The organism is Arthrobacter jiangjiafuii (assembly GCF_018622995.1).
Lineage (GTDB): Bacteria > Actinomycetota > Actinomycetes > Actinomycetales > Micrococcaceae > Arthrobacter_B > Arthrobacter_B jiangjiafuii.
This window is the reverse complement of record NZ_CP076022.1, coordinates 2,167,606-2,192,993: the sequence shown is the minus strand read 5'-3', so window position 1 is coordinate 2,192,993 and position 25,388 is coordinate 2,167,606. Positions and strand designations below refer to the sequence as shown.

The following is a 25,388-nucleotide window of genomic DNA, read 5'->3' as shown; positions in this document are numbered from 1 at the left end:
GCCAGCTGTTAGGAGAAGTCCTCTGCGGACTTCTGCAGCATGGCCAGCCACTGCTGGCGGGCCTCAAGGGCTTCGCGGGCATCCGCGATCTTCTTGGTGTTGCCGTTCTTCTCGGCTGCGGCCAGATCCTCCTCCAGGGAGGCGATCGTGGCTTCAAGCTGGCTCAGGGCGCTGTTGGTGCGGGCCTTGGTTTCCGGATTGCTCTTCTGCCAGTGCTCGTCTTCGGCTGCCTTGACGGCTTCCTCGATCTTGCGGATCCCGGCTTCCATCCGGCCCATGTCGGCGCGCGGAACCTTGCCGGCCTCTTCCCAGCGGTCGCGGATGGAGTTCAGCGCCTTGCGGGCTGCCGTGAGGTCGCGGACCGGAAGGATGCCCTGGGCTTCCTTCAGCAGTTCTTCCTTGACGATCAGGTTGGCTGCGAACTCCTCGTCGATGACCTCGTTGGCCGCCTGGCGGGCAGCGAAGAAGGTGTCCTGGGCAGCGCGGAAGCGGGCCCAGAGAGCGTCGTCATCCTTGCGGCTGGCCCGCTTGGAGGCCTTCCACTCATCCATCAGCTGGCGGTACTCGGCAGCCGTGTTGCCCCAGTCAGTGGACGTTGCCAGTTCCTCGGCGCGGGCAATCAGCGCTTCCTTGGCCCGCTTGGCAGCGGTGTTCTCGCTGTCCAGCTGGGAGAAGTAGGCGCGGCGGTGACGGTCAAAGACGGTGCGGGCGGAACGGAACCGCTTCCACAGGCTGTCTTCATTGCCGCGGCCCAGGCGCGGGCCGTTCTTCTGGGCCGCCTTCCAGGCCTCGAACAGCTCGTTCATCCGGTTGCTGCTGGTCTTCCACTGGGTTGTGGCAGGGTCCTTCGCAGCGATTTCCTCGGCCTCGGCGACAATCGCCTCGCGGGCCGCGAGTTCGCGTTCCTTCACGGCCTCGGCCTCGGCACGCTCGGCGGCCTCGGCCTCCTTGATGCTCGCACCCAGGGCTTCGATCTGCGCGTCCAAGGCCCGCACATCGCCAACCATCTTGCGCTCGGCCACCTGCTCGGCGATGTGCTTCAGCGTCTTGTGCATGTCGGTGGTGGGGGCTTTGGCCTGCACCCGGGCCTGAAGCAGCGCAAGCTGGGCGGCGACGTCGTCGTACTTGCGCACGAAGTACGCCAGCGCTTCGTCGCGGCTGGCATCGGGGTACTGGCCCACGGGGAATTCTTCGCCGTCCACGATCAGGAAGACGTGGCCGTCCTCCTCGACCCGTGCGAAACGGGCAGCTTCTTCAAGCGAGGTGGAACGCACCGGGGGAGCCACAACTGCGGGCTTGGGTGCTGCGGCCGGAGCCGGGCTGCCCGGCGCGGGTGCAGCAGGTGCGGGATGCCGGGCAGCCAAGGCTGCCGGGCTGGGCACTGCGGGCCGTAGAGTTTCGGGAGTTTCCGGGACGGGCCCGGAAGCTGTTTCGTCGGATTTCTGACTGTCTGTCACCGCTAAAAGTCTTTCACTCGAGGTTTGGCAGTGTACGAAGCCCGCACTGCCATTTACTTCAGGGTAAACGAGTCTATCGTCACCGGGGTTTTCGGCTGGCCGTCCTGTGTGGCTGCGCCGTTTTTCACAGCTCCCTGCGCGGCGACCGCGTCCAGGACATCCAGCCCTGAGGTTAGCTTACCCATGATCGTGTAGCCGCCCGTATTCTGCGGAATAATCGAGTCCTTGTACGCAATGAAGAACTGGGTGCCGTTGCTGTCAGCCGTACCGCCGCGGGCGACGGCGATGGTCCCGGCCGGGTAGCGGCCGTCGGCCGGGGTGTTCTCCACCGGACCCCACTGATAGTCCGGATCGCCCGCGCCGTCGCCGGCCAGCGAGCCGCACTGCAGCACGCCCATCGTGTCAGCGGTGGTCAGGCGGTGGCACGTCTTGCCGGTGAAGAACCCGGACTCGGCCAGCGAACTGAACACTGCCACCGCCTGGGGAGCGGCGTTGCCGTCCAGTTCCACACCCAGTTCGCCGGCGCTGGTGGCAAGCGTCCCGGAGAAGACACGGCCCTCCGCTGCCGACGGGTCCGGGATGTTCGTGGCGTTTCCGTCAGATGCAGGACTGGCCGATTCGGTGGGATCGGCGGTCGCCTCGGGAGTGCCGGCCTGCCGCTCGATGAGCTCGTTTTCCGCCGGTGTCGGATTCGACGAAAACCACGCCACCTGCAGGGCCACAGCCAGTGCCAGAACCAGCGCGGCAGCCGTGGCGGCAAAGATATTGTCGCGTTTGCGGCGCTTCGCCTGGCTCTGCAGCAGCGCACGGCGGGCCTGCATCCGGGCAATGCGGCGGCGGGTTTCACGGTCCTGGCGGGAGGCGGTCACCGGTACTCCTGGGTGGCGGACGGGCATTCGGACGCGCGCCCGCTCAGAGCCGGCGCGGGCAGCTGCGGGCCGGCCGGTTCGCCTTGGCGCGCGCGGAAGACCTAAAATGAGTTGCCGCACTTAGTTTAGGCACGCCGGCAGGCGGTTTCCCTGCAGCACGTCCCCACACCTTCCCGAAGGAGCTCGCCCGCATGGCACGCAAGGCCTCACTGTCCGGTTTCCCCGAATGGCTGCCGCAGGAGCGCCTGGTTGAGCTCCATGTCCTGGATGTCCTGCGGCGCACCTTTGAACTGCACGGCTTCACCAATATTGAAACCCGTGCGGTGGAAACCGTTGGACAGCTGCTGCGCAAGGGCGAGATCGACAAGGAAGTCTACGCACTGAGCCGGCTGCAGGCCGAAGAGGGTGAAGCCGCCGGCAAGCAGGATCCCAACCAGCTGGCCCTGCACTTTGACCTCACGGTTCCCTTTGCCCGCTACGTCGTGGAGAACGCCGGACACCTGGCCTTCCCGTTCCGCCGTTACCAGATCCAGAAGGTCTGGCGCGGGGAACGTCCGCAGGAAGGCCGTGCCCGCGAGTTCACCCAGGCGGACATCGATGTGGTGGGCGACGGCGAACTGCCGTTCCGGTACGACGTCGAACTGGCGCTGGTGATTGCCGAGGCGCTGGGAGCCCTGCCCATCCCCGACTTCAAGATCCGGGTCAACAACCGCAAACTGGCCGAAGGCTTCTACCGGGGCATCGGGCTGGAAGACACCGCCGGGGTGCTGCGCAGCATCGACAAGCTGGAGAAAATCGGTGCAGCCCGCGTTGCCGAGCTGCTGCAGGAGGAATTGGGTGCCACCGCCGAACAGGCCGAGGCAGCCCTGAAGCTGGCCTCCATCCGGGCCGGGGACCTCTCCTTCGTGGAGCAGGTCCGCGCCCTGGGTGTGCGCAACGACCTGCTCGAAGAAGGCCTGGACGAGCTGTCCCAGGTCATCGGCGAAGCCGTGAAGCGGGCTCCGGGCAAGGTGGTGGCGGACCTGAGTATCGCCCGCGGCCTGGACTACTACACCGGCACCGTTTACGAGACAGTCCTGGTGGGCCACGAATCCCTGGGCTCGATCTGCTCCGGAGGCCGCTACGATTCCCTGGCCGCCAAGGGCAGCCGGACCTTCCCCGGCGTCGGCCTGTCCATCGGCGTTACCCGGCTGGTCATGCGCATCCTGAGCCAGAGTTTCGCCGAGGCGAACCGCAGCGTCCCCACCGCCGTCCTGGTCACGCTGGCCACCGACGACTCCTGGTCCGCAGCCCAGGACATCGCCGCCGCACTGCGCGGCCACGGAATTCCGGTAGAGGTTGCCGCCAAGGCGGAGAAGTTCGGCAAGCAGATCAAGTACGCCGACCGCCGCGGCATTCCCTTTGTCTGGTTCACCGCCGAAGACGGCAGCCACGAGGTCAAGGACATCCGTTCCGGCGAGCAGGTACCGGCCGATCCGCAGACCTGGACCCCGCCGGCCGAGGACCTTTTCGTCCAGGTCACCGAGGTGCGCGAAGCTGACGACGCCGTGGAGTCCGCCGTCTAGTTCCCCGCGCGGCCGTGGAACGCGATTGCGGCCTGGACCCGGGACTGGACCCCGAGCTTGGCCAGCACCCGGGAGACATGCGTTTTCACCGTGGTTTCGGCGATGCCCAGCCTGCGGGAGATCTGGTGGTTGGAGAGGCCCTCGCCAAGGCAGGCCAGGACCGCTTCCTCGCGGGAGGTCAGCGGTTCGGCCGGAATCGCGGGGGTTTCCCGGCCTGCTCCGGTGCGGGCCCGGCCCGGGCCTGCGCCGGAAACGAAGGCCGCGATCAGCCGTCCCGTGACTTCGGGCGAAAGGACGCTGTCGCCGTCGGCCACTGACTTCACCGCCCGTACCAGCTCGCCCGGCTCAACCGACTTCAGCAGGAACCCGGCGGCTCCGGCCCGCAGGGCGCCGAAGACGTATTCGTCGATGTCGAACGTGGTCAGTACCAGCACCGAGGACAGTTGTTCGTCAGCGATTGCCGCGGTTGCCGCGATGCCGTCCGTTCCGGGCATCCGGATGTCCATCAGCGTAACGTCCGGCCGCAGCGCGCGGGCCATTGTCACTGCCGTGGCGCCGTCGGCCGCTTCGCCGGCCACCTGGAAGCCGCCCACCGTCTCCAGGATCATCCGCAGGCCGCTGCGGATCGCCGCGTGGTCATCAGCCAGCAGGATCCGCAGCGGTGCGCCGGGTCCCGGCGTGGCCGGACCTGGGACGCCGGGACCTGGGACGGCACCGGGGGAGTGGATCGGAAGTGTCACGGTGTTCCTTTCACGGGCAGTCGTACACTGACCTCCCACATTTTGGCGCTGTCACCAGCGGCGTCGTCGTGGTGAGGCGACGGCCCGGCGCTGAAGGTCCCCGAAAGCTGGGTCGCGCGCAGTGCCATGTTGCGCAGTCCGGTGCCGTTTCCATCCGCCGCCGGGCCGGGTTCCGACCCGGGAGCCGGCAAACTGTTGGTGACATTGAGCCGGATCTCATCGGAGGACCGCCGCACCTGCACCCGCACCGGCTCCCCGGGAGCATGCCGGATTGCGTTGGTGAGGGTTTCCTGCACGATCCGGTAGATGCTGCTCTGCAGCAGCACCGGAAGCCGGTGCTGCGCTCCGGCTCCCTCCGCTCCGGCTTCCTCCAGCAGAACTCCCTCCGGCACGGTTTCCAACTCCGGCGATACCTCCAACTCCACGGGGTTACCTGCCAGCCGTGCAGACTCAGCCAGCGCCTGCAGCTGGTCCAGGCCGCCGGCCATCGAGGCCCGTTCCCCGGACTCATCCGGTGCGGCCCACGGGCTGCCCGCATCTCCGGTAAGCGATCCGGTGCCGGATTCGAGCAGGTCGATCATGGCCCGCATTTCGTTCAGCGCCAGGACGCTTTCGCTCCGCACCTGGGCCAGCACCCGCCGGTCCAGCTCCGGATTATCCCCGGCCAGCGCCGCGGCCGATTGGAGGGCGACGGCGGAAAGGTGGCCGGCAATGGCGTCGTGCAGTTCCCTGGCCATCGCCGCCCGTTCGGAGGCCAGCGCCATCCGCAGGGACAGTTCGGCCATTTCCGCCGCCCGCTCCGCGTTGGACCGTTCAGTGTCGGCGCGTAACCGCTCCTGCTCGGCCACGTCCTTCTGCCGGCGCAGCGTCCCGGCCCACCAGAGCGGGATGATGCAGATGATCACCGCCTGGAGCACACCGAGCAGCACATAGCTCCACGCACCGTAGGCCACGCCCATCCCCGCCGCCAGGAGAACGGCAGTATAGATGCAGGCTTTCTCCACCGCGCGGCTGAGCTTGGGCGAACCGAACAGGATGCCCGAGTAGAAGACTTCAAAACTCAGCAGATAGCTGATGATGCCGCCGCCGGTCAGCAGGCCCGCCACAACCGCCGTCCCGGTCACCGCAATCATGAGCGGCACATTCCGGCGCCGGAACAGCAGCCCGGCGCATCCCAGGGCCAGGATCAGGAGCCGCGCGGGCGGACCAGGCTCGACCAGCGGGGGGAACAGTCCGTTGACATTCGCTCCGGCAAGGGTGAGCACGATTCCGGCCGCGAAGTACCCGGCCGCGGCTGCCGCCCCGGTGGGCCAGATCCCGCGTCCCTCGTACGGGCTCAGGAAATCGGCGCCCCGTGCGGGTGCAGGTGAAAGCGGCATATGCCTAGGGTAGCCACCGGTTTGCCCCTGAGGCGTTTTGGCATGCTCCGGTCCTCCCAAAGGATGAGGCGGAGGCCCGGCAGGTACTTCGAAGTGCCGACGACGGCGGATCCGCCGTCGGCCACGCTGGGAACATGAACATTCTGGTGTATGTGATCGTGGCCTGCGAGATCGGTTTCTGGGTGCTGCTCGCCGGCGGGCTTGCCCTGCGGTATCTGCTGGGGGCCAAGCGGCTGGGCCTGGCGGTCCTGGCCAGCGTCCCGCTGCTGGATGTGGTGCTGCTGCTTGCCGCCGGAGCGGACCTGGCACGCGGGGGAGCGGCGGACACCGTCCACGGCCTCGCGGCCTTCTACCTGGGGTTCAGTGTCGCCTTCGGGCATTCCCTGATCCGGTGGGCCGACGTCCGGTTCGCCCACCGCTTTGCCGGCGGTCCCGCGCCGGTCAAACCCGTCAAGGGAACCGCCGCCTACCGCCGCGGATTGTGGGTGGAATACGCGCGGGTGCTGCTGGCATGCGCCGTGGCGGTCGCCGTGCTGCTGGCCATGATTGTCTTCGTGGCCGCGGACGGCTCGGCAGAACCACTGTGGGGGTGGATCCAGAAGGCAGGCCTGGTCGCGGGAATCTGGCTGGTGGCCGGCCCGGTCTGGGGCATGTTTGAGCAGGCACCGCGCCGCCCGGCGGCTGAGTCGCCGTCGGCGGGGCCGTCGATGCCCAGCGCCTGGCCGCCGTCGTCGTCATCCGCCTGATCCCCCGGGCCGACCTGATCACCTAGGCTTAAAACATGCCGATTTCCCCCTCTGCCGCCTTGCTGCCCTGCGCCGAACTCCACCTTCACATCGAAGGGACGCTGGAACCCGAGCTGATCTTCGAGCTCGCGGACCGGAACGGGATCGACCTGCCCTACGCGGACCTTGAGGAGCTGCGCGCCCGGTATCAGTTCACCGACCTGCAGTCTTTCCTTGACCTTTACTACTCCAACATGGAGGTACTGCGGACCGGGGCCGACTTCGCTGCCATGACCCGCGCCTATCTGCGCCGGGCCGCAGCCGCCGGTGTGCGGCATGTGGAGATGATGGTCGATCCGCAGGCGCACCTGCTGCGCGGCGTGCCTCTTGAGGAGTGCATTAACGGTGTGGCCGGCGTGCTGGCCACGAGCCTGGAGGAGTTCGGGATCTCCACCGTGCTGATCGCGGCCTTCCTGCGCGACCGGCCCATCGCCGAAGCCGAAGATGTCCTGCGGCAGCTGCTGGCCATGGATGCGCCCATCGCCGCGATCGGCCTGGACTCCGCCGAGGTCGGCAACCCGCCCGAGGGCTTCGTGGAGCTCTACCGGATGGCCAGCGCCGCCGGGCTGAAATGCGTGGCGCATGCCGGCGAGGAAGGCCCGGCGCACTATGTTGAGCAGGCCCTGGACCTGCTGAAGGCCGACCGGATCGATCACGGTATCCGGGCCCTGGACGATCCGGCGCTGGTTGCGCGCCTGGTCCGGGACCGGGTTCCGCTGACCGTCTGCCCGCTGTCCAACGTCCGGCTGCGGGCAGTGGACACACTGGCGGACCATCCGCTGCCGCAGATGCTCGCCCTGGGCCTGAACGTCTCGGTGAATTCGGATGACCCCGCCTACTTTGACGGCTATGTGGATGACAACTTCGCAGCGCTGCAGCGTACCTTCGGCTTTTCCCCCGACCAGCTGGCGGAACTGGCGGTCAACTCCGTGGAGTCCTCGTTCGCGTCTGGGGAGCGCCGTGCCGAACTGCTGGAATTGATCCGCGCCTGGCGGGCCGCCCAGGGAGTTTCCTAAGCTTCCGCCCGCGGAAACACCAGCCGCACCACGTAGCCGGCCACCAGCACGATCAGCATCAGCAGGATCGGCATTGGCGGCAGGCTCAGGGCCATGATCAGGGCTCCGGCGAGGCCGGCAAGATTCACGGCACGCGGGGTATACCAGCGGCGCTGGTCCAGGGTGTAGCCGCACAGATTGGTGATGGCGGCGTGCAGCAGCAGGGCAAAGCAGGCCAGCGCCAGCAGGGCGTCCAGGCTTGCGGTCAGCACCAGGGTCACGACGACGGCGCCGGCCACTGCGCAGGCAGGCCACGGTACGTGCCGGGTGCGGCCGGTATGGCCGAAGACCCGGGGGAGGTCACCGTCTGCGGCCATGGCCGCAGCTGTGCGTGCGACGCTCTCCAGGAGCACCCACGCCCCGGAAAGGCACGCCGCCCCGGCTGCCACGGCAACCGCTGCGGTGCCGATGCCCAGCCCCACCGCTGCGACCGGTTCGCGCAGCGGAGTCAGTGATCCTGCCAGGGCAGCCGGGCCCTGGAACCAGGCGAGCAGCGACTGGGCCACCAGGATGTACAGCCCCAGCGTGAGAAGGACAGCGGCCGGAAGGGCCCGGGCAAGATTGCGTTCAGGGTCGCGGACTTTGTAGCCGCCGGCAGCGAGGCGGCTGTATCCCGCGAAGGCGAAGAAGGCAAAGCCGGCGCCCTGCAGCAGTCCGGTAGTCGACGTCGGCTCCTGCAGCACCTCCGGCTGCGGCGGACGCAGGCCCGCCTCGTTGATGGCAACCACCACACCGAAGCCAAGGACACCAAGGACAAAGGCCAGCACGAACCGGAGAACCCACGGGCCGCGGAACACCCCGAACAGGATCAGGGCCGTCGCTGCCACGGCTGCCCCGGCGGCAGCGGGCCGGGCGAAGTCCGGCGCCACGTACAGGCCGAATGCCAGGGCCAGGACGGCGGCAGCGGCGAGAAGGGCGCAGACCAGGGTCCAACCGGTGACAAAGCCCATATACGGTCCCAGCAGCACCCTGGCCGCCGAACGCGTGGTTCCCCCCTCGTTCCCGCGGCCGGTGTTGCGCAGGCCGGCTCCGAGCAGGAACGTGGACGCGGCGGAGCAGTAGGCCACCAGGGCGGCCAAGGCCAGGGATGCGGCCACCGCGAAGCCCGCGGCCTCGGCGATCCGCGGCAGGACCACGAAAATCCCGCCGCCAACCATGCACCCGATTCCCACCGTCGTGGCATCGAAGCCACCCAGCGGAGGTTTCCCTGCCAGGCTTCCGGACACGCGTCCCTCCGATCAGTGGGCCGCGGGCCCTTCCAAGGCTGTGCTGCGGCTGCACCGCGGGTGTGCAGCGGGCAACGTTGGCTGGGAAAGGATATGAACACCGGTAAACTCATGAAGAGATCTTGTATTCACAATGAGCGGGAACAGTGTTTTCCGCAAGCAATCTTGAAAGGACTGCTGTGCTGCGCACTCATGCCCTTGGTTCCCTGAGGGCCGAGCATATTGGACAGACCGTCACTCTCGCTGGCTGGGTGGCCCGACGCCGGGACCACGGCGGCGTTGCCTTCCTTGACCTCCGTGACGCCTCCGGAGTGGCGCAGGTGGTGGTCCGTGAAGAGGACGTCTTCCACGGCCTGCGCAACGAATACGTCCTGCAGATCACCGGGACCGTGCAGAAGCGGCCCGAGGGCAACGAGAACCCGTCGCTGGCCACCGGTGAAGTGGAAGTCATTGCCGACAAGGTGGTGGTGCTGAACACTTCCGACCCGCTGCCGTTCCAGATTGACGAGCACGTTGAAGTCGGTGAGGAAGCCCGCCTGAAGCACCGCTACCTCGACCTGCGCCGTCCCGCTCCGGCACGGAACATGCGCCTGCGCTCCGAGGCCAACCGGATTGCCCGCAACCTGCTGCACGACGAGGGCTTCGTCGAAATCGAAACCCCCACGCTGACGCGCTCCACTCCCGAAGGCGCCCGCGACTTCGTGGTTCCGGCCCGCCTGGCTCCGGGTTCCTGGTATGCCCTGCCGCAGTCCCCGCAGCTGTTCAAGCAGCTTCTGCAGGTGGGTGGCTTCGAAAAGTACTACCAGATCGCCCGCTGCTACCGTGATGAAGACTTCCGCGCAGACCGCCAGCCGGAGTTCACGCAGCTGGACATCGAGGCAAGCTTTGTCGAGGAAGACGACATCATTGCGCTCGGCGAGTCAGTGGTGAAGGCACTGTGGAAGCTGATCGACGTCGACATCCCCACGCCGATCCAGCGCATGACCTACGCCGATGCCATGGCCCGTTTCGGTTCCGACAAGCCGGACCTGCGGTTCGGCCTGGAGCTGACCGAGCTGACCGACTTCTTCAAGGACACCACCTTCCGTGTGTTCCAGGCGCCGTACGTCGGCGCCGTGGTGATGCCCGGCGGCGCGTCACAGCCCCGCCGCACCCTGGATGCCTGGCAGGAATGGGCCAAGCAGCGCGGCGCCAAGGGCCTGGCCTACGTGCTGGTCCAGGAAGACGGCACGCTGACCGGTCCCGTGGCCAAGAACCTCACCGACTTCGAGCGCGAGAACCTGGCGGAGACCGTCGGCGCCAAGCCCGGCGACTGCGTCTTCTTCGCAGCCGGCGACAAGAGCACCTCGCGTGCCCTGCTCGGCGCAGCCCGTGTGGAGATCGGCCACCGCACCGGCCTGATCGATCCCAACGACTGGGCCTTCGTCTGGGTTGTTGACGCACCCATGTTCGAACCGGCGTCGGCTGCCGTAGCTGCCGGTGATGTGGCTGTGGGCGGCGGCGCCTGGACGGCCGTGCACCACGCGTTCACCTCTCCCAAGCCCGAGTTCATGGACACCTTCGATACCGACCCCGAGTCGGCGGTGGCCTACGCGTACGACATCGTCTGCAACGGCAATGAAATCGGCGGCGGATCCATCCGTATCCACCAGCGCGATGTGCAGGAACGCGTCTTCAAGGTCATGGGCCTCTCGCAGGAGGATGCGCAGGAGAAGTTCGGCTTCCTGCTCGAGGGATTCAAGTACGGCGCACCGCCCCACGGCGGCATTGCCTTCGGCTGGGACCGCGTGGTGGCCCTGCTGGCCGGCACCGAGTCCATCCGCGACGTCATTGCCTTCCCGAAGTCCGGCGGCGGCTACGACCCGCTGACCGCGGCTCCGGCTCCGATCACTGCGCAGCAGCGCAAGGAAGCCGGTGTGGACTTCAAGCCTGAGGCCAAGAAGCCCGAAGCCAAGAAGGACGACGCCTAGGCCTTTCGGGAACCACGAAACAGGAAAGTGCCCGGCCGCTGAATACAGCGGCCGGGCACTTTTCTTTGTGACGGTCGGCCTGTCTGACGGTCCGTACACTTTTCGGTGAAATGTACGGACGGATTCTTTTAGCCCGCGGCAGGTGCGGCAGGGGGGAGCGGCGGTGCCGTAGTGGGTACCGGCAAATTGTAGACAACAAGCCAGTAATCCCCGTCCGGGCCGTCCACCGTAATGGACGTCGGTATGTCATCCGGTGTGACAATGTGCTCGAAAGACGTCAGGATCGGCCAATTGCAGTTGTTGCTGCCGCCGGCCGTGACCCGGTCTGAATCAGCGTCCAGAACCTCGATATCGTAGTCCCCGGGCTGGTTGCAGGTGAGGAAAACGCTGAAGCTGGTTCCCGGTTCCAACGCGGGCACATCGAAGGTGCTTCTCCCGGTGCCGGACTCCTCCAGCACGAGGCTCGCGTCGAGGGGGCGCCCCTGGGCCTGGGGCTGTTGCTGGAAGTAACTTTCCAGGCTGATGGGATCCTCCGCCCTGAACAATGCCAGCATGGCGGGGTCGTTAGGGGGCGGAGGCGTGGTGCTGCCCGGCGGCAGCTCCACCGTGACGCTGTTCCGGCCGGAGGCGCCGGCGGACGGGGACGGCGTGGCGGACTTCTCCGCCGTGGCTGGGGGCGTGGCCGGTTCGGTGGCAGCCGCCTCGGGATCCTCCTGTGCAGTGCATCCTGCCAGCACCAGGGCCAGTGCCGCTGCGGGAAGCAGAGCCATCCGCGTAAACGAAATATCCGGCACTTTGCCGGGCATTGCCTTATTTGATGGGCCGTGGACATTTCTGTTTCTGGTCATCTTCGCTACTTCCTCCCGAAGTAATCCGAAGAACGATAGTGGGACGGCAGCCGGATGTAAAGGATTGGTAACGGAGGGGGCATGCCGTAAACCCCTGGAAAACAATTCCGGCAGCGCCCAATTGCCTGTGCCCGTCAGGCAATTTCCTGCCGGTCAGGCGAATTCGGGGACACCCAGGCGGCGGAACGCGGAACCGTGAAAGACCAGTGGATCATGGGCGTCGTCGTGGGAGGCATGGCCGTGAACCCTCAGCAGCACCACCTGATGGTCACCGGCAGGAACTTCGTTTTCCACCGAGCACTCGAGCCAGAGCGCGGCGCGGTCAATGAAGAGGGACCCGGAGGCGTCGGTGTGCAGGTTCAGGCCGGCAAACCGGTCACCGGATTTCGACGCGATCTGCTTGCAGATTCCTTCGTGCTCAGAGCCGAGGACCGACACGCCGATGCGCTGGGCCCGCCGCAGCACCGGCCAGGTCCGGGAGGTCTGCTGCACAGCGAACATGACCAGCGGAGGGTCCATGGAAACCCCCACCGTGAACGATGAGGCAACAATTCCCTGCGGCTGGCCGTCAACCACCGCGCACAGGGCGGCAATTCCCGAGGGAAACCGTGAAAAGGCCCGGCGCAATGCAGCGGGTTGCAGGTCGGTACGAAGAGTCATGAGGGGGAAGATCCTTTGCCCTAAAGCGCGGCCGGAAGAAAAAACCCGGCACAAACGCGGTACTTGCCATGCCGGAGGATTTTCGCCGGACGGCCGAATCGTCACCTGGAGCACCCCGCTACAGCGAGAGGGTTGCCGTCCAACCGGCCAGGGCCTGTGGCTGGAACTCTTGATTCAGCTTCCAACGTAGAAGTGCAGGAGGCGGACTTGCAAACCCCTGCCTCACTTCGTAAAACTCGGCTTCATAAAACTCCCGGTGCCGAAGGGATACAGTTTCAGCATGAAACAGCGGTGGTTTAAGCAGGTGGACGTCTTCGGCAACGAACCGTATTTGGGCAATCCCCTCGCGGTGGTGCTTGAAGCGGAGGGCCTGACAGATGCAGAGATGGAATCCTTCGCGAGATGGACCAATCTCTCGGAGACGACGTTCGTCCTGCCTCCGACCACGGACGGAGCCGACTACAGGGTTCGGATTTTCACCCCCGGAGGAGAGATCCCGTTTGCCGGGCATCCCACTCTGGGAACGTGCCACGCGTGGCTGGAGGCCGGGAACAAGCGCCGCTACCCCGACGTCGTCGTCCAGGAATGCGGAATCGGGCTGGTCACGCTGCATGCCAATGCCGGAATCGCCGCCTTCGCCGCTCCGCCGCTGCTGCGCTCGGGACCGCTGGAAGACGAGGTCCTGGACCAGGCGCTGCGCGCCCTGAACCTGGACCGCACCGAAATTCTTGCCTCCAACTGGATCGACAACGGTCCGGGGTGGCTTGGACTCCTGCTGCGCGACGCCGACGCCGTGCTGGCGCTGAAACCCGACCCCACGATCATGGGCAATCTGCGGGTGGGCGTTATCGGCGCCCAGCCGCAGGACGCCGAAACGGACTTCGAGGTCCGTGCCTTCGTGCCCGGCCTGGGCATCACCGAAGATCCCGTAACGGGAAGCCTCAACGCCGGCCTGGCCCAATGGCTGATCGGAGCCTCACTCGCACCCGAACGCTACGTCGTCACGCAGGGCACAGCCGTGCGGCGTTCCGGGCGTGTCCGCGTCTTCACGCGCGACGGGAAGATCTGGATCGGCGGGTCCACCGTGACCTCCATCGACGGCACCGTCACCCTCTAGCCGCCATGTTCAACCTGCACTCGCTGCGGCTTCCGGTGATCGGGGCGCCCATGGCCGGCGGCGCATCCACGCCGCAGCTTGCCGCTGCCGTGAGCAACGCGGGAGGGCTCGGCTTCCTGGCTGCCGGTTATAAGAGCGCTGCCGCGGTGGCTGAGCAAACCGCCCGGACCCGCAGCCTGACCGGCGGACCCTTCGGCGTGAACCTGTTTGTACCGGATGCCGCCAACACCTACGCCGCCACATCCGAAGAACACCAGGCCGGGAAGCTGGCCGCAGCCCTGGCCTACCGGGATGTCCTGGCCGCCGGCGCCGGAGCGGAACCGGGCTTCCCGGACCCGGAGGACGACGACGGCTGGGCGGCCAAACTCGACCTGGTCCTGCGCGAACGCATCCCCGTGGTCTCCTTTACCTTCGGCCTGCCGGAGAAGGCCGTCCTGGCGGCATTGGCCGGCCGCGGAATCTGCACGGTCCTCACGGTCACCGACGCAGACGAGGCCCGGGCGGCAGCCGGCGCCGGAGCGTCGGCCCTCTGCGTTCAGGGGCCCGAGGCCGGAGGGCATCGCGGAACACTGCAGAGCGCCAAAGCACCCGCCGCCGCCTCCCTCAGTGAGCTCCTGCACAGCGTCAGGGATACCTGCGCGCTGCCGGTCATCGCTGCCGGTGGAATCGGTACGGCAGCTGATGCGGCGGCAGCCCTGGCCGCCGGAGCGGTGGCCGTCCAACTGGGTACGGCACTTCTGCTCAGCACCGAAGCCGGTACCGGTTCAGTACACCGGGCAGCCCTCAAGGACGCCGCCGCCGGCCGACGCGCCGGGGAAACCGCACTGACCCGGGCCTTCTCCGGCCGCCCGGCCCGCGGGCTGCTGAACCGGTTCATGCTGGAGCACCCGGACGCCCCGGATGCCTACCCCTACATCAACCAGATCACCGGACCGCTGCGCGCAGCGGCTGCAGCGCAGGGGGACCAGGAGGGCATCAGCCTGTGGGCCGGAACCGGATATCGCCGGGCAGCGGAAGAGCCGGCAGAAGCCATCGTCCGCCGTCTGGCCGGGGAAGCGCCCGGGGGAGCGCCCGGGGAAAGCGCCGGAAAGACCGCCGCAGGAACCGACGGGTAACTGCCGCCGGAACCCGCCCTACGGCACCGTAATCCGGATCAACACCGAGCACGCGTCCTTCGCCGCCTGGGCCAGGGCCGCCGGTTTTGGATCCTGGACAGCGAGCGGGCGCAGCCTGGACAGGTTGCTCCAACGGGCGAAGGCCAACTGCTGCACAAACAGCCCCGTCAGCGCCCGGTCGCCCCCGAACACCAGGTACTCGGCCGGATGCTCGGCAAACAGCCTGGCCGCAGCCCCGGCAGCAGCTTCCACCAGCGTTTCGGTCTGGTTGGCCCGCCGCTGCGGAGATCCGCCGGCGGACCCGCGGGACCGCACCGACGTGCTGCCTGCCTGTGAGGGGAGCAGGGCCCCGTCCCGGGCGACCCCCACGGCGAAGCCGCCACGGCGCAGCAACACGATTCCGACCGTACGGGACTGGCCGGCGAGCGAGACGAGGCGCTCGACGTCGTCCGCGCCCCGCCCGGGACGGCCGTCATCAGGCCAGGGAGCAAGCAGCTGCGCCTCGGTGCCGTTGCCCGCGGCCAGGTGCAGGCCGCCGTGCTCCGGCGTCACTGCAACGCCGCCGTTTCCGGCCGCGAACCGCTCCAGCCAGCCGGGCAACCGCTGGGCAGGAACGAAGGTCTGGCGGGTCGCGGGCATGAGGCGGTACTCCTGGCTGGGCTGGGGTGGGCGGGGATGACCCCGGCGGAGTCAACGCTACGGCACGAGTAGCCTTGGACGGTGAGTGATTTGTTCAGCAGCGACAGTGATGAAAGCCGGGACGACGACGGCGGGCCCGCTTCCGGCGCGGACGACGACAACCGGAAGCGGCCCCGCAGCCCGCTTGCAGTGAGGATGCGCCCGCGCACGCTGGACGAGGTTGTCGGACAGCAGCACCTGCTCGGACCCGGCTCGCCGCTGCGGACCCTGGCCGAATCGGCGGATGACCGCGGACCGGCCGGCCCGTCATCGGTCATGCTCTGGGGGCCTCCCGGCACGGGCAAGACCACCCTCGCGCACGTCGTCGCCCGCGGTTCCGGGCGGAAATTCGTGGAACTCTCAGCCATCACCGCAGGCGTGAAGGATGTGCGCCGGGTGATGGAAGACGCCCTGACCAACCGCGACCTGCACCGGATCACCACAGTGCTTTTCCTGGACGAGATCCACCGCTTCAACAAGGCCCAGCAGGACGCCCTGCTGCCCGGCGTGGAGAACCGCTGGGTGGTCCTGGTGGCCGCAACCACTGAAAACCCGTCCTTCTCCGTGGTCTCGCCGCTGCTCTCACGGTCCCTGCTGCTGACCCTGAAGCCGCTCACCGAAGACGACATCGCCGCCCTGCTGCAGCGGGCCGTCGAGGACGATCGCGGGCTGGCCGGCCGGGTGACACTGAGCCAGGAGGCACTGGAGCACCTGGTGCGCCTGGCCGCCGGAGACGCGCGGCGCGGGCTGACCGCGCTGGAAGCTGCCGCCGGCGTCGCCTACTCGGAGCGCGACGACGCCGAGGGCATTCCCGAGGTCACCCTCAGCGACGCCGAAAAGGCGCTGGATGTGGCGGCGCTGCGCTACGACCGGGCCGGAGACCAGCACTACGACGTCACCAGCGCCTTCATCAAGTCGCTGCGCGGCTCCGACGTGGACGCCGCGCTGCACTACCTGGCGAAAATGGTCGAGGCGGGGGAGGACCCCCGCTTCATCGCCCGCCGCATCGTGATTTCGGCAGCGGAGGATGTGGGCATGGCCGATCCCACGGCCCTGCAGACAGCAGTTGCCGCCGCCCAGGCGGTCCAGCTGATCGGCATGCCCGAGGGCCGCATCATCCTGGCCGAGGCCGTGGTGCACATTGCCACCGCCCCCAAGTCCAACGCCGCCTACAACGGCATCAACGCAGCCATTGCCGACGTCCGGGCCGGACGCGGCCAGGGCATTCCGGCGCACCTGCGCGATGCGCACTATCCGGGAGCCAAACAGCTTGGCCACGGCAAGGGCTACGTCTACTCCCACGACGAGCCGCACGGGGTGGCACGGCAGCAGTATCCGCCCGATGACCTGGTCGGCAGGAACTACTACGAGCCGACTTCCAACGGCACCGAACGGGACATTTCGGCGCGGCTGGAGCGGCTGCGCGGCATCATCCGCGGAACGTAGCGGCCGGGCTGATCGTGCTAGCATTGATGGTTGACTGGCAAGCGCGACGCCGGACCCCCCTCACCGCTTTCAAAGCGGTGGAGTTGTGCCCGGTGCCGTGTCTGTAGCAGAAGGCAGCGGTTGGCCTGAGCTCTCCCTAATGGAGGCCAGTACTTACATATCAGTCATCACGGTATTCCGGCGCAAGTCGGGGCTGCGGTGGCCAAACCGCCAAAACAGTGAAAGGTGAACGTGGCTAACAACACACGTGCACGCCGTCAGGCCCGCGCTTCGCGCGCCCTCGGCATTGCTTTGACCCCCAAGGCAGCCAAGTACTTCGAGCGTCGTCCTTACCCCCCGGGTGAGCACGGCCGCGCACGTCGCAAGCAGGACAGCGACTACGCGGTACGCCTGCGTGAAAAGCAGCGTCTGCGCGCCCAGTACGGTATCCGCGAAGCACAGATGACCCGTGTCTTCGAGGAAGCCCGCCGCACCGCCGGTCTGACCGGTGAAAACCTGATCGAGCTGCTCGAGATGCGTCTTGACGCCCTCGTGCTGCGCGCCGGCTTTGCCCGCACGATCGCCCAGGCCCGCCAGCTGGTTGTGCACCGCCACATCCTGGTTGACGGCGCCCGCGTGGACCGCCCGTCGTTCCGCGTTTCCGAAGGCCAGCTCATCCATGTGCACACGCGCAGCGAGACCATGACGCCGTTCCAGGTTGCCGCTGCCGGCGCCCACCGCGACGTCCTGCCCGCCGTTCCGGGTTACCTGGATGTTTCCCTGGACAAGCTGCAGGCACGCCTCGTGCGCCGCCCGAAGCGCTCGGAAGTTCCCGTGACCTGCGAAGAGCAGCTCGTCGTGGAATACTACGCACGCTAATTTCGAGACTTTTTTCTCGATCGTCGAACAGCCCGCGGCCCCTGCCGTGGGCTGTTCGGCTATGCGGCTCCCGCACGTTGCCGCTGCGCCCCGGGCCGGCAAAGTAAGTGCCGGCGCCGCGGAGTGGGTAAGGTACATAGCGGAAAGTCGTCGTTTCAACCCCCAGAGTTTTCAAACCCAAGAGGAGTGCCATGTCGGGTGGAGATATTGCCGGTCTGATTGCTGCCGGTGTATTCGCAGTGCTGGTAGTGCTGCTGGCCGTCCCGATCTGGAAGCTCGGCAAAGTGTTCGACGAACTGCGCGGCGCCATCCGCACCATCAGCGATGAGACCACTCCGCTGATCGGTGAAGTGACCTCCACCGTCTCCACCACGAACCTGCAGCTGCAGAAGGTGGACGGTATTTCCTCCAACGTCTCGGACGCCACGGCGAACATCTCCGCCCTCTCCTCGCTGGTGGCCGCCACGCTCGGATCCCCGCTGATCAAGGTGTCGGCCTTCAGCTACGGCGTCCGCACGGCGCTGGCCTCCCGCAGCAAGGGCCGCGGCCGGCGCAGCCGCTAACGCCGCTGCCGGTCCGCCGGTCCCGCTGCCAGTCCCGCAACCGCCCAGCACCAGCCACAGGAGCGAAAAGCATGATCAAGCGAGTCTTTTGGATGTCCATCGGAATCACCATCGGGGTCATCGCCGTCCGCCGCCTTTCGGATGCCAAAAACACCCTGGGTCCGGCCGGACTCAACCAGGCCGTCAGCACTGCCGCCGACGCCCTGCAGAACTTCGCCGACGCGTTCCGCGACGGCATGAATGAACGTGAAGGCGATCTGCGCACCGCCCTGGGCATGGATACCGGCGACACCGTCGCCGCCACCATGACCGCCGTGCGGCGCTGAACCGCAACTGCCGCACCACCTGTCTGCAGCGCCAAAGCTGCGCACGCACTGAATTACCGGAAGGGTATAAAGCACCATGAAGTCCCACGAGATTGCACGCCGCTGGCTGGATTTCTTCTCCGCCAAGGGCCACACGGTGGTTCCCTCCGCGTCGCTCGTCACCAATGACCCCTCGCTGCTGTTCACGGTGGCCGGCATGGTGCCCTTTATCCCTTACCTCACTGCCCGCGAAAAGGCCCCGTACAAGCGGGCCACCTCCGTGCAGAAGTGCATCCGCACCGCGGACATCGAAGAAGTGGGCAAGACCGCCCGGCACGGCACCTTCTTCCAGATGGCCGGAAACTTCTCCTTCGGTGACTACTTCAAGGAAGAAGCGATCACCTACGCGTGGGAGCTGCTGACCTCCGAGATTGAAAAGGGCGGCTTCGGCCTGGATCCCGAACGGCTGTGGGTCACCGTCTACGAAGACGGCGACGAGCGCGACGACGAGGCACGCGCCATCTGGCGCGACAAGATCGGCATGCCCAACGACCGCATCATCGGCACCGGGAAGGCCGACAACTACTGGAACACCGGCCAGGCCGGCCCCGGCGGACCCTGCTCCGAGATCTACTACGACCGCGGTCCCGCCTACGGCCTGGAAGGCGGCCCCGCCGTCGACGAGACCCGGTACATCGAAATCTGGAACCTGGTCTTCATGCAGTACCAGCTCTCCGCCGTGCGGTCCAAGACGGACTTCGACGTTGCCGGCGAGCTGCCGCAGAAGAACATCGACACCGGCCTGGGCCTCGAGCGCCTGGCCATGATTCTCCAGGGCGTGGAGAACATGTACGAAACGGACCAGGTCCGCCCGGTCCTGGACAAGGCCGCCGAGCTCTCCGGCAAGACCTACACCTCCTCCGAGAACCCCTCGGATCCGCACCACACCGACGACGTCCGGATGCGCGTGGTCGCTGACCACGTCCGTTCGGCGCTGCTGCTGATCAGCGACGGCGTGAGCCCCTCCAACGAAGGCCGCGGCTACGTGCTGCGCCGCCTGATCCGCCGTGCCGTGCGCAGCATGCGCCTGCTGGGCGTGGAGAGCGCCGTGCTGCCTGAACTGCTGCCCGTCTCCCGGGACGCGATGAAGGGCACCTACCCCGAGGTCGAAACCGACTTCGCACGGATCAGCCGCATTGCCTACGCCGAAGAGAGGGCGTTCCTGCGCACCATCGCCTCGGGCACCGAGCGCCTGGAAGAAGCTGTCAGGATCTCCAAGGCGGCCCAGAAGCCGCTCTCCGGAGAGGACGCCTTCACGCTGCATGACACCTACGGCTTCCCGATCGACCTGACCCTGGAAATGGCCGAAGAAGCGGGCCTGAAGGTCGACGAGGCCGGTTTCCGCTCGCTCATGCTCGAACAGCGCCAGCGGGCACAGGCCGACGCCAAGGGCAAAAAGCACGGGCACAACGACGTCTCGGTCTTCAACGAACTCCTGGCCGCCGGCCAGACCCGGTTCACCGGCTACGACGAGCTCACCAGCGAATCCTCGGTGCGCGGCATCATTTCCGGCGGCGCCCGCGTGCCGCACGCCGGCCAGGGCACGGAAATCTCCCTGGTCCTGAACGAAACCCCGTTCTACGCCGAAGCCGGCGGCCAGGCCGCCGACACCGGACTGATCACCGGTGACGGCTTCGTCCTCGAGGTCTCCGACGTCCAGCGTCCGGTCAAGGGCCTCAGCGTCCACAAGGCGATCGTCCGCGAAGGTGAAATCTCCGAGGGAGCGGCCGTCCTGGCCGCCGTCGACGCCCAGCGCCGCCACGAAGCCGAGCAGGCGCACTCCGGCACGCACATCGTGCATGCCGCCCTGCACCAGATCCTCGGCCCGGAGGCGCTGCAGCGCGGCTCCTTCAACAAGGCCGGCTACCTGCGCTTCGACTTCTCCTGGGGCGAGGGCCTCTCCGACGCCGCAAAGTCGGAAATCGAAGAGGTGTCCAACCTCGCGATCCGCAGCAACTACCAGGTCGAGACCAAGATCATGTCCCTCGCCGAGGCCAAGGCGCTGGGCGCCATGGCGCTGTTCGGTGAAGCCTACGGCGACACCGTCCGCGTCGTGGAAATGAACGGCGACTGGTCGCGTGAACTCTGCGGCGGCACCCACGTGGAGTCCACTTCGCGGATCGGCTCCCTCACCCTGCTGGGCGAGCAGTCCGTCGGCTCGGGAAACCGCCGCGTCGAGGCCTTCGTAGGCATGGACGCCTTCCGCCACCTGGCGGCCGAGCGCGCACTGGTGAACGAGCTCTCCGAAATGCTCAAGGTTCCCTCGGTGCAGCTGCCCGACCGCCTGGCCGCCACGCTGGCCAAGCTGAAGGCCACGGAGAAGGAACTTGAGCGCCTGCGCCGCGAGCAGCTCGCTGCGTCCGCTGCCGCTCTCGTGGGCAAGGCTGTGGACGTCGACGGTGTCCGCGTCCTGGCGCACGACGCCGGTGTCGGAGCCGGTGCCGATGACCTGCGCACCCTGGCGCTGGACCTGCGCTCCCGGCTGGGCGGCGGCGCCGCCGTCGTGGCCGTTGCGGGTGTTTCCAACAACCGTCCCGTGGTGATTATTGCCACGAACGACGAAGCCCGGGCCTCCGGTATCAAGGCCGGAGCACTGGTCAAGGTTGCCGCCGGTATTCTCGGCGGCGGCGGCGGCGGCAAGGACGATGTTGCCCAGGGCGGCGGCACCGACGCTTCCAAGCTCGGTGAGGCACTGACCGCCATCCAAGCCGCAGTAGCCAACAGGGCCTGAGATTGGACATGCAGGACTACCCCCGCGGGGTTAAGCTGGGGGTAGACGTCGGCCTGGCCCGGGTGGGCCTGGCCGTCAGCGACCCGGACGGCCTGCTGGCGATGCCGGTGAGGACGCTCAAGCGGGACGCGAAAAAGAACAGCGACATCAGGGTACTCGTCAGTGAAGCGGTTGACCGCGGAGCGGTTCAGGTGTTTGTTGGCCTGCCGCGGAGCATGCGGGGGACGGAAACGGCCTCTACCCAGATGGCCAGGGACTACGCGGCGCTGCTGCTCACCGGTTTGGAAAACAGCGGCCATGTCATCCCCGTGGCCCTCGTTGATGAGCGCCTGACCACGGTCAGTGCACACCGCTCACTCCACGAAGCTGGCTTGAACAGCAGGGATCACCGTAGAGTGGTGGATCAAGCCGCTGCTGTGGCAATCTTGCAGCAAGCTATTGACATGCAGCGTTCCCTTGGACGCGATGTGGGGGAGCCGGTTACAACATGCCGGCAGCAGCGCCCGAGCGGCGCCCTGCCGGCACCGACACAGGAGCCAACAATTTCTCAGGACAAATTGCGCGGAGACGGGTCTGCGCTGTGAGCCACAGGTATTCGGAGTACCCGGCGATGGACACTGAACCGGACTACGAGCCGACCGCGCACCACACCGAGGGCTACGGCGCGCATGCGCGGCAGCCCGTGGAGGACTTCTTGGAGTACGAGCCCGAGACCCGCCGCAGCCGCGCTTCATCACGGGAGAAGCAGCGCCGCCGGCGCCGCCGCACCATCGTCATGTTCGTTGTGCTCGTGTTCTTCGCCGGGGTGGTCTTTGGCCTGACAATGTTCCTCCGCGACCTGCTCGGAATGAACGAAATCAAGGACTACGAAGGCGCCGGCACCGGAAGCGTGAGCTTCACGGTTGCCGAAGGCGAGGGCCCGATGATCATCGGAGCGAACCTGGAAGCCGCCGACATCGTGGCCACTTCCAAGGAATTCGTCAACACCTTTGCCGAGGAATCCGCCGGCCGGGAAATCCAGCCGGGTTCATACGAGATGAAACAGCAGATGTCCTCCTCCGCAGCCCTCGAAGCGCTGCTGGGCGAGCAGGGCGCAGCGGTACATTATGCCGCTGTTGCCCGCGACCTGCGCCAGAGCGAGGTCTTCGAGATCCTCAGCGCTTCCACCGGCATTCCCCTCGCCGAGTTCGAGGCGCTGGCCAAGGATCCGCAGGCCTTTGGCCTGCCGGAGGCCGCTGTGTCCCTGGAGGGCTTCCTGCATCCGGGGGAGTACCGGTTCCCCGTGGACCAGGACGCCACCTCGATTGTCACTGAGATGGTGGGCAACGCCTTCGCCGCCCTGGAGGAAGCCGGCATCACCGATCCGGCCGAGCAGTACCGGATCATGACCAAGGCCAGCATCATCCAGGCCGAAGCCGGCGAAGCCGACTACGCCAAGGTGGCCGGATCCATCCAGAACAGGCTTCGGTCGGACAACACCGAGACCAACGGCAAGATCCAGTCCGACGCGACGGTGACTTACGGCCTGGGCCGGAAGAGCTACGACATCACGCCGGAGGAAAAGAACGACACCTCCAACCCGTACAACACCTACGCCAACCCGGGCCTCCCGGTAGGGCCGATCGGCTCACCGAGCAAGGAAGCCATCGACGCGGCTGCAAACCCCGCCGATGTGCCCTTCTACTACTGGGTGACCGTCAACCTGGACACCGGCCAGACGGAGTTCTCCTCCACCCTGGCCGAGCATGCCAAGTTTGTGGCCCAGTACCAGGAATGGTGCGGCACGCAGGAACCGGGCAGGTGCGGGTAGTTGACGGTTAGCTCCAGGAGGGCAGCTGTCCTGGGGCACCCCATCGGCCACTCCAAGTCGCCGCTGCTGCACCGGGCCGCCTACCGTTACCTCGGGTTCGACAGCAGCTACGAGGCAGTGGACCTGGCCGAAGAGGACGCCGCCGCATTTGCGGCGTCCCTTCGCCGGCCGGGGGCCCAGCCGTGGGCCGGACTGTCCGTGACCATGCCGTTGAAGTCCGTCTTCGTGCCGGCCATGGACCGGCTGACGCCCGCCGCTGCGGCACTGCAGGTCCTGAACACCATCACGTTCGACGAGACGGACCACGGCGTGGTCCTGACCGGGCACAACACCGACGTCGCCGGTATTGTCTCTGCCCTGCGCCATGCCGGGTCCCGGTCCCTCCCGCGGACCGTCATTCTCGGAGCCGGCGGCACCGCCTGCGCCGCCGTGGCCGCCGCCGGGATCCTTGGCGCCTCCACAGTTGACGTGTTTGCCCGCCGCTTCCCCGACGCAGGGGACGGCTTGGCCGCCGTCCAGATAGCCGGGATCCGCACCGGCACCCCGGTGTCCCTGCACCCGTGGCAGGACGCGGCGGCAGCCTGTGCGGAAGCCGACGTCGTTATCTGCACCCTGCCTCCGCGCGCCGCTGACGGCCTCGCGGAGACCATCGACGCTGCTGGCCGGGACCGGACCGGGGCCGTCCTCCTGGACGTTGCCTACGACCCCTGGCCCAGCCGGATTGCCCGGGTGTGGGAGCAGCACGGAGGCCGGATTGTCCCCGGACTGGAAATGCTGCTTTACCAGGCCGTTGAACAGGTGCGGCTTTTTACCGGCGACACGTTCCATGACGAGCCAGCCGTCATAAACGTGATGTGTGACGCGGTGGGACTCCCGCGGCGCTGAACCGGTGCGCCGGACATGGCAGTATTGAAACCATGTTGCGTTGGTTGACCGCCGGTGAGTCCCATGGGCCTGCACTGGTAGGAATAGTTGAGGGCGTCCCCGCGGGCGTCGAAGTGGACACCCCCTTGATCCAGGAGGCGCTGGCGCGCCGACGGCTCGGCTACGGCCGTGGCGCCCGGATGAAGTTTGAACAGGACCAGGTCCGGATCCTCGGCGGCGTCCGCCACGGCCTGACCCAGGGCGGCCCGGTGGCCATCGAGGTGGGCAACACCGAATGGCCCAAGTGGGAACAGGTCATGTCACCGGATCCGGTGGACCCGGCGCTGCTGGCTGAATCTGCCCGTAATGCTCCGCTGACCCGGCCGCGGCCCGGTCACGCCGACTTCACCGGCATGCAGAAGTACGGCTTCGACGAAGCCCGCCCGGTGCTGGAACGCGCCAGCGCCCGCGAAACGGCAGCCCGTGTTGCCCTGGGCGCTGTTGCCTCGTCGTTCCTGAAGTCGCTGGGCATCGAACTTGTCTCCCACACCGTCAGCATCGCCGGAGCGGCCAGCCCCGAAGGCGCCCCGCTGCCCGGCCCCGGCGACGTCGCCGCGCTGGACGCCGATCCGCTGCGCTGCTTTGATCCCGAAACCTCAGCCGCCATGGTGGCCGAGGTGGACGCTGCCCACAAGGACGGCGAAACCCTGGGCGGCGTGGTCGAGGTCCTCGCCTACGGACTGCCGCCGGGTCTGGGCAGCTACACGCACTGGGACCGGCGCCTGGACGCACGGATCGCCGGTGCCCTGATGGGCATCCAGGCGATCAAGGGCGTGGAAATCGGCGACGGCTTCCTCACCGCCGCCCGCCGCGGATCCGCGGCCCATGACGAGATCCTGCAGGACGCCGACGGCCGGGTCGTCCGCTCCGGAAACCGGGCCGGCGGCATCGAAGGCGGCATGAGCATCGGCGAGGTCCTGCGCGTCCGTGCCGCCATGAAGCCCATCGCCACGGTTCCGCACGCCCTGAAGACCATCGATGTGAGCACCGGGGAACCGGCCCGCGCACACCACCAGCGCTCCGACGTATGCGCCGTCCCGGCGGCCGGCGTCGTCGCCGAAGCCATGGTGGCACTGGTCCTGGCCGAAGCCGTGACGGAGAAGTTCGGCGGCGATTCGGTGGCGGAGACGGCACGGAACCTGCGGTCCTACCTGCAGAGCATTCCCGGCGCCTTGGAATCGGCTGGTACCGGTGCGGGCTCGCAGTGATTCCGGCCGGCCGGGTAGA

The 25,388-nt window shown here is 67.3% G+C and carries 23 protein-coding genes and 1 riboswitch; of the genes, 15 read left to right on the top strand and 8 right to left on the bottom strand.

Features of this window, described 5'->3' with window-relative positions:
• Nucleotides 1–8 precede the first annotated feature (8 nt).
• Nucleotides 9–1,457: a DUF349 domain-containing protein gene (locus tag KKR91_RS10310; protein WP_210229282.1), complete on the bottom strand. Its 1,449-nt coding sequence runs from the start codon at nt 1,455–1,457 to the stop codon at nt 9–11.
• Nucleotides 1,458–1,510: 53 nt separating this feature from the next.
• Nucleotides 1,511–2,326, bottom strand: coding sequence for a peptidylprolyl isomerase (locus tag KKR91_RS10305; protein WP_237687343.1), 816 nt, complete (start codon nt 2,324–2,326; stop codon nt 1,511–1,513).
• A gap of 191 nt (nt 2,327–2,517) precedes the next feature.
• On the opposite strand from KKR91_RS10305, the gene hisS reads away from it, so the two are divergent.
• Entirely contained in the window at nt 2,518–3,891 is a 1,374-nt protein-coding gene (gene hisS / locus KKR91_RS10300) for a histidine--tRNA ligase (RefSeq protein ID WP_210229278.1), read from the top strand.
• Here hisS and KKR91_RS10295 read toward each other — a convergent pair.
• Both KKR91_RS10295 and KKR91_RS10290 read right to left on the bottom strand, forming a co-directional pair.
• Nucleotides 3,888–4,541, bottom strand: coding sequence for a response regulator (locus KKR91_RS10295; protein WP_273544716.1), 654 nt, complete (start codon nt 4,539–4,541; stop codon nt 3,888–3,890). The genes hisS and KKR91_RS10295 overlap by 4 nt on opposite strands.
• An 86-nt stretch (nt 4,542–4,627) precedes the next feature.
• Nucleotides 4,628–6,010, bottom strand: a complete 1,383-nt coding sequence (locus KKR91_RS10290) for a sensor histidine kinase (protein ID WP_210229276.1) — start codon at nt 6,008–6,010, stop codon at nt 4,628–4,630.
• A 134-nt stretch (nt 6,011–6,144) separates the two neighbouring features.
• Between KKR91_RS10290 and KKR91_RS10285 the strand changes: the two genes are divergently transcribed.
• Together KKR91_RS10285 and KKR91_RS10280 are read left to right on the top strand one after the other, a co-directional pair.
• On the top strand, nt 6,145–6,756 hold the full coding sequence (locus KKR91_RS10285; protein ID WP_210229274.1) for a hypothetical protein: 612 nt from the start codon (nt 6,145–6,147) through the stop codon (nt 6,754–6,756).
• 35 nt (nt 6,757–6,791) lie between these two features.
• A complete protein-coding gene (locus tag KKR91_RS10280; RefSeq protein WP_210229272.1) occupies nt 6,792–7,811 on the top strand; it encodes an adenosine deaminase in 1,020 nt (339 codons plus the stop codon).
• On the opposite strand, the gene KKR91_RS10275 is transcribed toward KKR91_RS10280, so the two are convergent.
• Nucleotides 7,808–9,076 (bottom strand): APC family permease, encoded by a 1,269-nt coding sequence (locus KKR91_RS10275; protein WP_210229271.1) that lies wholly within the window; start codon nt 9,074–9,076, stop codon nt 7,808–7,810. The genes KKR91_RS10280 and KKR91_RS10275 overlap by 4 nt on opposite strands.
• A 179-nt stretch (nt 9,077–9,255) precedes the next feature.
• Between KKR91_RS10275 and aspS the strand changes: the two genes are divergently transcribed.
• A complete protein-coding gene (aspS, locus tag KKR91_RS10270) occupies nt 9,256–11,046 on the top strand; it encodes an aspartate--tRNA ligase (RefSeq protein ID WP_210229269.1) in 1,791 nt (596 codons plus the stop codon).
• Between the two features lie 128 nt (nt 11,047–11,174).
• On the opposite strand, the gene KKR91_RS10265 is transcribed toward aspS, so the two are convergent.
• Nucleotides 11,175–11,816, bottom strand: coding sequence for a hypothetical protein (locus tag KKR91_RS10265; RefSeq protein ID WP_210229267.1), 642 nt, complete (start codon nt 11,814–11,816; stop codon nt 11,175–11,177).
• A 231-nt stretch (nt 11,817–12,047) separates the two neighbouring features.
• Nucleotides 12,048–12,554, bottom strand: coding sequence for a flavin reductase family protein (locus tag KKR91_RS10260; RefSeq protein ID WP_210229264.1), 507 nt, complete (start codon nt 12,552–12,554; stop codon nt 12,048–12,050).
• Nucleotides 12,555–12,608: 54 nt separating this feature from the next.
• Nucleotides 12,609–12,729: riboswitch (SAM riboswitch) on the bottom strand.
• Between the two features lie 105 nt (nt 12,730–12,834).
• Between KKR91_RS10260 and KKR91_RS10255 the strand changes: the two genes are divergently transcribed.
• Nucleotides 12,835–13,671 (top strand): PhzF family phenazine biosynthesis protein, encoded by an 837-nt coding sequence (locus tag KKR91_RS10255; RefSeq protein ID WP_210229263.1) that lies wholly within the window; start codon nt 12,835–12,837, stop codon nt 13,669–13,671.
• Nucleotides 13,672–13,676: 5 nt separating this feature from the next.
• Complete coding sequence (locus KKR91_RS10250) at nt 13,677–14,786, top strand: nitronate monooxygenase (protein WP_210229260.1); 1,110 nt, start codon at nt 13,677–13,679, stop codon at nt 14,784–14,786.
• 18 nt (nt 14,787–14,804) lie between these two features.
• Here the strand turns inward: KKR91_RS10250 and KKR91_RS10245 are convergent, their stop codons facing one another.
• Entirely contained in the window at nt 14,805–15,425 is a 621-nt protein-coding gene (locus KKR91_RS10245) for an acVLRF1 family peptidyl-tRNA hydrolase (protein WP_210229258.1), read from the bottom strand.
• Nucleotides 15,426–15,506: 81 nt separating this feature from the next.
• Between KKR91_RS10245 and KKR91_RS10240 the strand changes: the two genes are divergently transcribed.
• From KKR91_RS10240 to aroC, 9 genes are all read left to right on the top strand, one after another.
• Nucleotides 15,507–16,910 (top strand): replication-associated recombination protein A, encoded by a 1,404-nt coding sequence (locus tag KKR91_RS10240; protein ID WP_210229256.1) that lies wholly within the window; start codon nt 15,507–15,509, stop codon nt 16,908–16,910.
• 231 nt (nt 16,911–17,141) lie between these two features.
• The gene (gene rpsD / locus KKR91_RS10235; RefSeq protein WP_210229254.1) at nt 17,142–17,768 is read left to right on the top strand and encodes a 30S ribosomal protein S4; all 627 of its coding nucleotides are present in this window, start codon (nt 17,142–17,144) and stop codon (nt 17,766–17,768) included.
• Nucleotides 17,769–17,959: 191 nt separating this feature from the next.
• Entirely contained in the window at nt 17,960–18,331 is a 372-nt protein-coding gene (locus KKR91_RS10230) for a DUF948 domain-containing protein (protein WP_210229252.1), read from the top strand.
• A gap of 71 nt (nt 18,332–18,402) precedes the next feature.
• Nucleotides 18,403–18,657, top strand: a complete 255-nt coding sequence (locus KKR91_RS10225) for a hypothetical protein (protein WP_237686332.1) — start codon at nt 18,403–18,405, stop codon at nt 18,655–18,657.
• Between the two features lie 76 nt (nt 18,658–18,733).
• On the top strand, nt 18,734–21,427 hold the full coding sequence (alaS, locus tag KKR91_RS10220) for an alanine--tRNA ligase (RefSeq protein ID WP_210229250.1): 2,694 nt from the start codon (nt 18,734–18,736) through the stop codon (nt 21,425–21,427).
• An 8-nt stretch (nt 21,428–21,435) separates the two neighbouring features.
• Nucleotides 21,436–22,011 carry a Holliday junction resolvase RuvX gene (gene ruvX / locus KKR91_RS10215; RefSeq protein ID WP_210229789.1) on the top strand — a complete coding sequence of 192 codons (576 nt, stop codon included), beginning with the start codon at nt 21,436–21,438 and terminating at the stop codon, nt 22,009–22,011.
• Between the two features lie 26 nt (nt 22,012–22,037).
• Nucleotides 22,038–23,237, top strand: a complete 1,200-nt coding sequence (mltG, locus tag KKR91_RS10210; protein WP_237687342.1) for an endolytic transglycosylase MltG — start codon at nt 22,038–22,040, stop codon at nt 23,235–23,237.
• The gene (locus KKR91_RS10205) at nt 23,238–24,122 is read left to right on the top strand and encodes a shikimate dehydrogenase family protein (RefSeq protein ID WP_210229246.1); all 885 of its coding nucleotides are present in this window, start codon (nt 23,238–23,240) and stop codon (nt 24,120–24,122) included.
• A 32-nt stretch (nt 24,123–24,154) separates the two neighbouring features.
• Nucleotides 24,155–25,369, top strand: a complete 1,215-nt coding sequence (gene aroC / locus KKR91_RS10200; protein ID WP_210229244.1) for a chorismate synthase — start codon at nt 24,155–24,157, stop codon at nt 25,367–25,369.
• Nucleotides 25,370–25,388: the final 19 nt, after the last annotated feature.

Excerpts from the sequence above, each read along its gene's own strand:
- hisS (WP_210229278.1), top strand. The coding sequence starts at position 2,518 with ATGGCACGCAAGGCCTCACTGTCCGGTTTCCCCGAATGGCTGCCGCAG.
- KKR91_RS10290 (WP_210229276.1), bottom strand. The coding sequence starts at position 6,010 with ATGCCGCTTTCACCTGCACCCGCACGGGGCGCCGATTTCCTGAGCCCG.
- KKR91_RS10285 (WP_210229274.1), top strand. The coding sequence starts at position 6,145 with ATGAACATTCTGGTGTATGTGATCGTGGCCTGCGAGATCGGTTTCTGG.
- KKR91_RS10280 (WP_210229272.1), top strand. The coding sequence starts at position 6,792 with ATGCCGATTTCCCCCTCTGCCGCCTTGCTGCCCTGCGCCGAACTCCAC.
- KKR91_RS10265 (WP_210229267.1), bottom strand. The coding sequence starts at position 11,816 with ATGGCTCTGCTTCCCGCAGCGGCACTGGCCCTGGTGCTGGCAGGATGC.
- KKR91_RS10260 (WP_210229264.1), bottom strand. The coding sequence starts at position 12,554 with ATGACTCTTCGTACCGACCTGCAACCCGCTGCATTGCGCCGGGCCTTT.
- KKR91_RS10255 (WP_210229263.1), top strand. The coding sequence starts at position 12,835 with ATGAAACAGCGGTGGTTTAAGCAGGTGGACGTCTTCGGCAACGAACCG.
- KKR91_RS10250 (WP_210229260.1), top strand. The coding sequence starts at position 13,677 with ATGTTCAACCTGCACTCGCTGCGGCTTCCGGTGATCGGGGCGCCCATG.
- KKR91_RS10245 (WP_210229258.1), bottom strand. The coding sequence starts at position 15,425 with ATGCCCGCGACCCGCCAGACCTTCGTTCCTGCCCAGCGGTTGCCCGGC.
- KKR91_RS10230 (WP_210229252.1), top strand. The coding sequence starts at position 17,960 with ATGTCGGGTGGAGATATTGCCGGTCTGATTGCTGCCGGTGTATTCGCA.
- KKR91_RS10225 (WP_237686332.1), top strand. The coding sequence starts at position 18,403 with ATGATCAAGCGAGTCTTTTGGATGTCCATCGGAATCACCATCGGGGTC.
- alaS (WP_210229250.1), top strand. The coding sequence starts at position 18,734 with ATGAAGTCCCACGAGATTGCACGCCGCTGGCTGGATTTCTTCTCCGCC.
- ruvX (WP_210229789.1), top strand. The coding sequence starts at position 21,436 with ATGCAGGACTACCCCCGCGGGGTTAAGCTGGGGGTAGACGTCGGCCTG.
- mltG (WP_237687342.1), top strand. The coding sequence starts at position 22,038 with ATGGACACTGAACCGGACTACGAGCCGACCGCGCACCACACCGAGGGC.
- aroC (WP_210229244.1), top strand. The coding sequence starts at position 24,155 with ATGTTGCGTTGGTTGACCGCCGGTGAGTCCCATGGGCCTGCACTGGTA.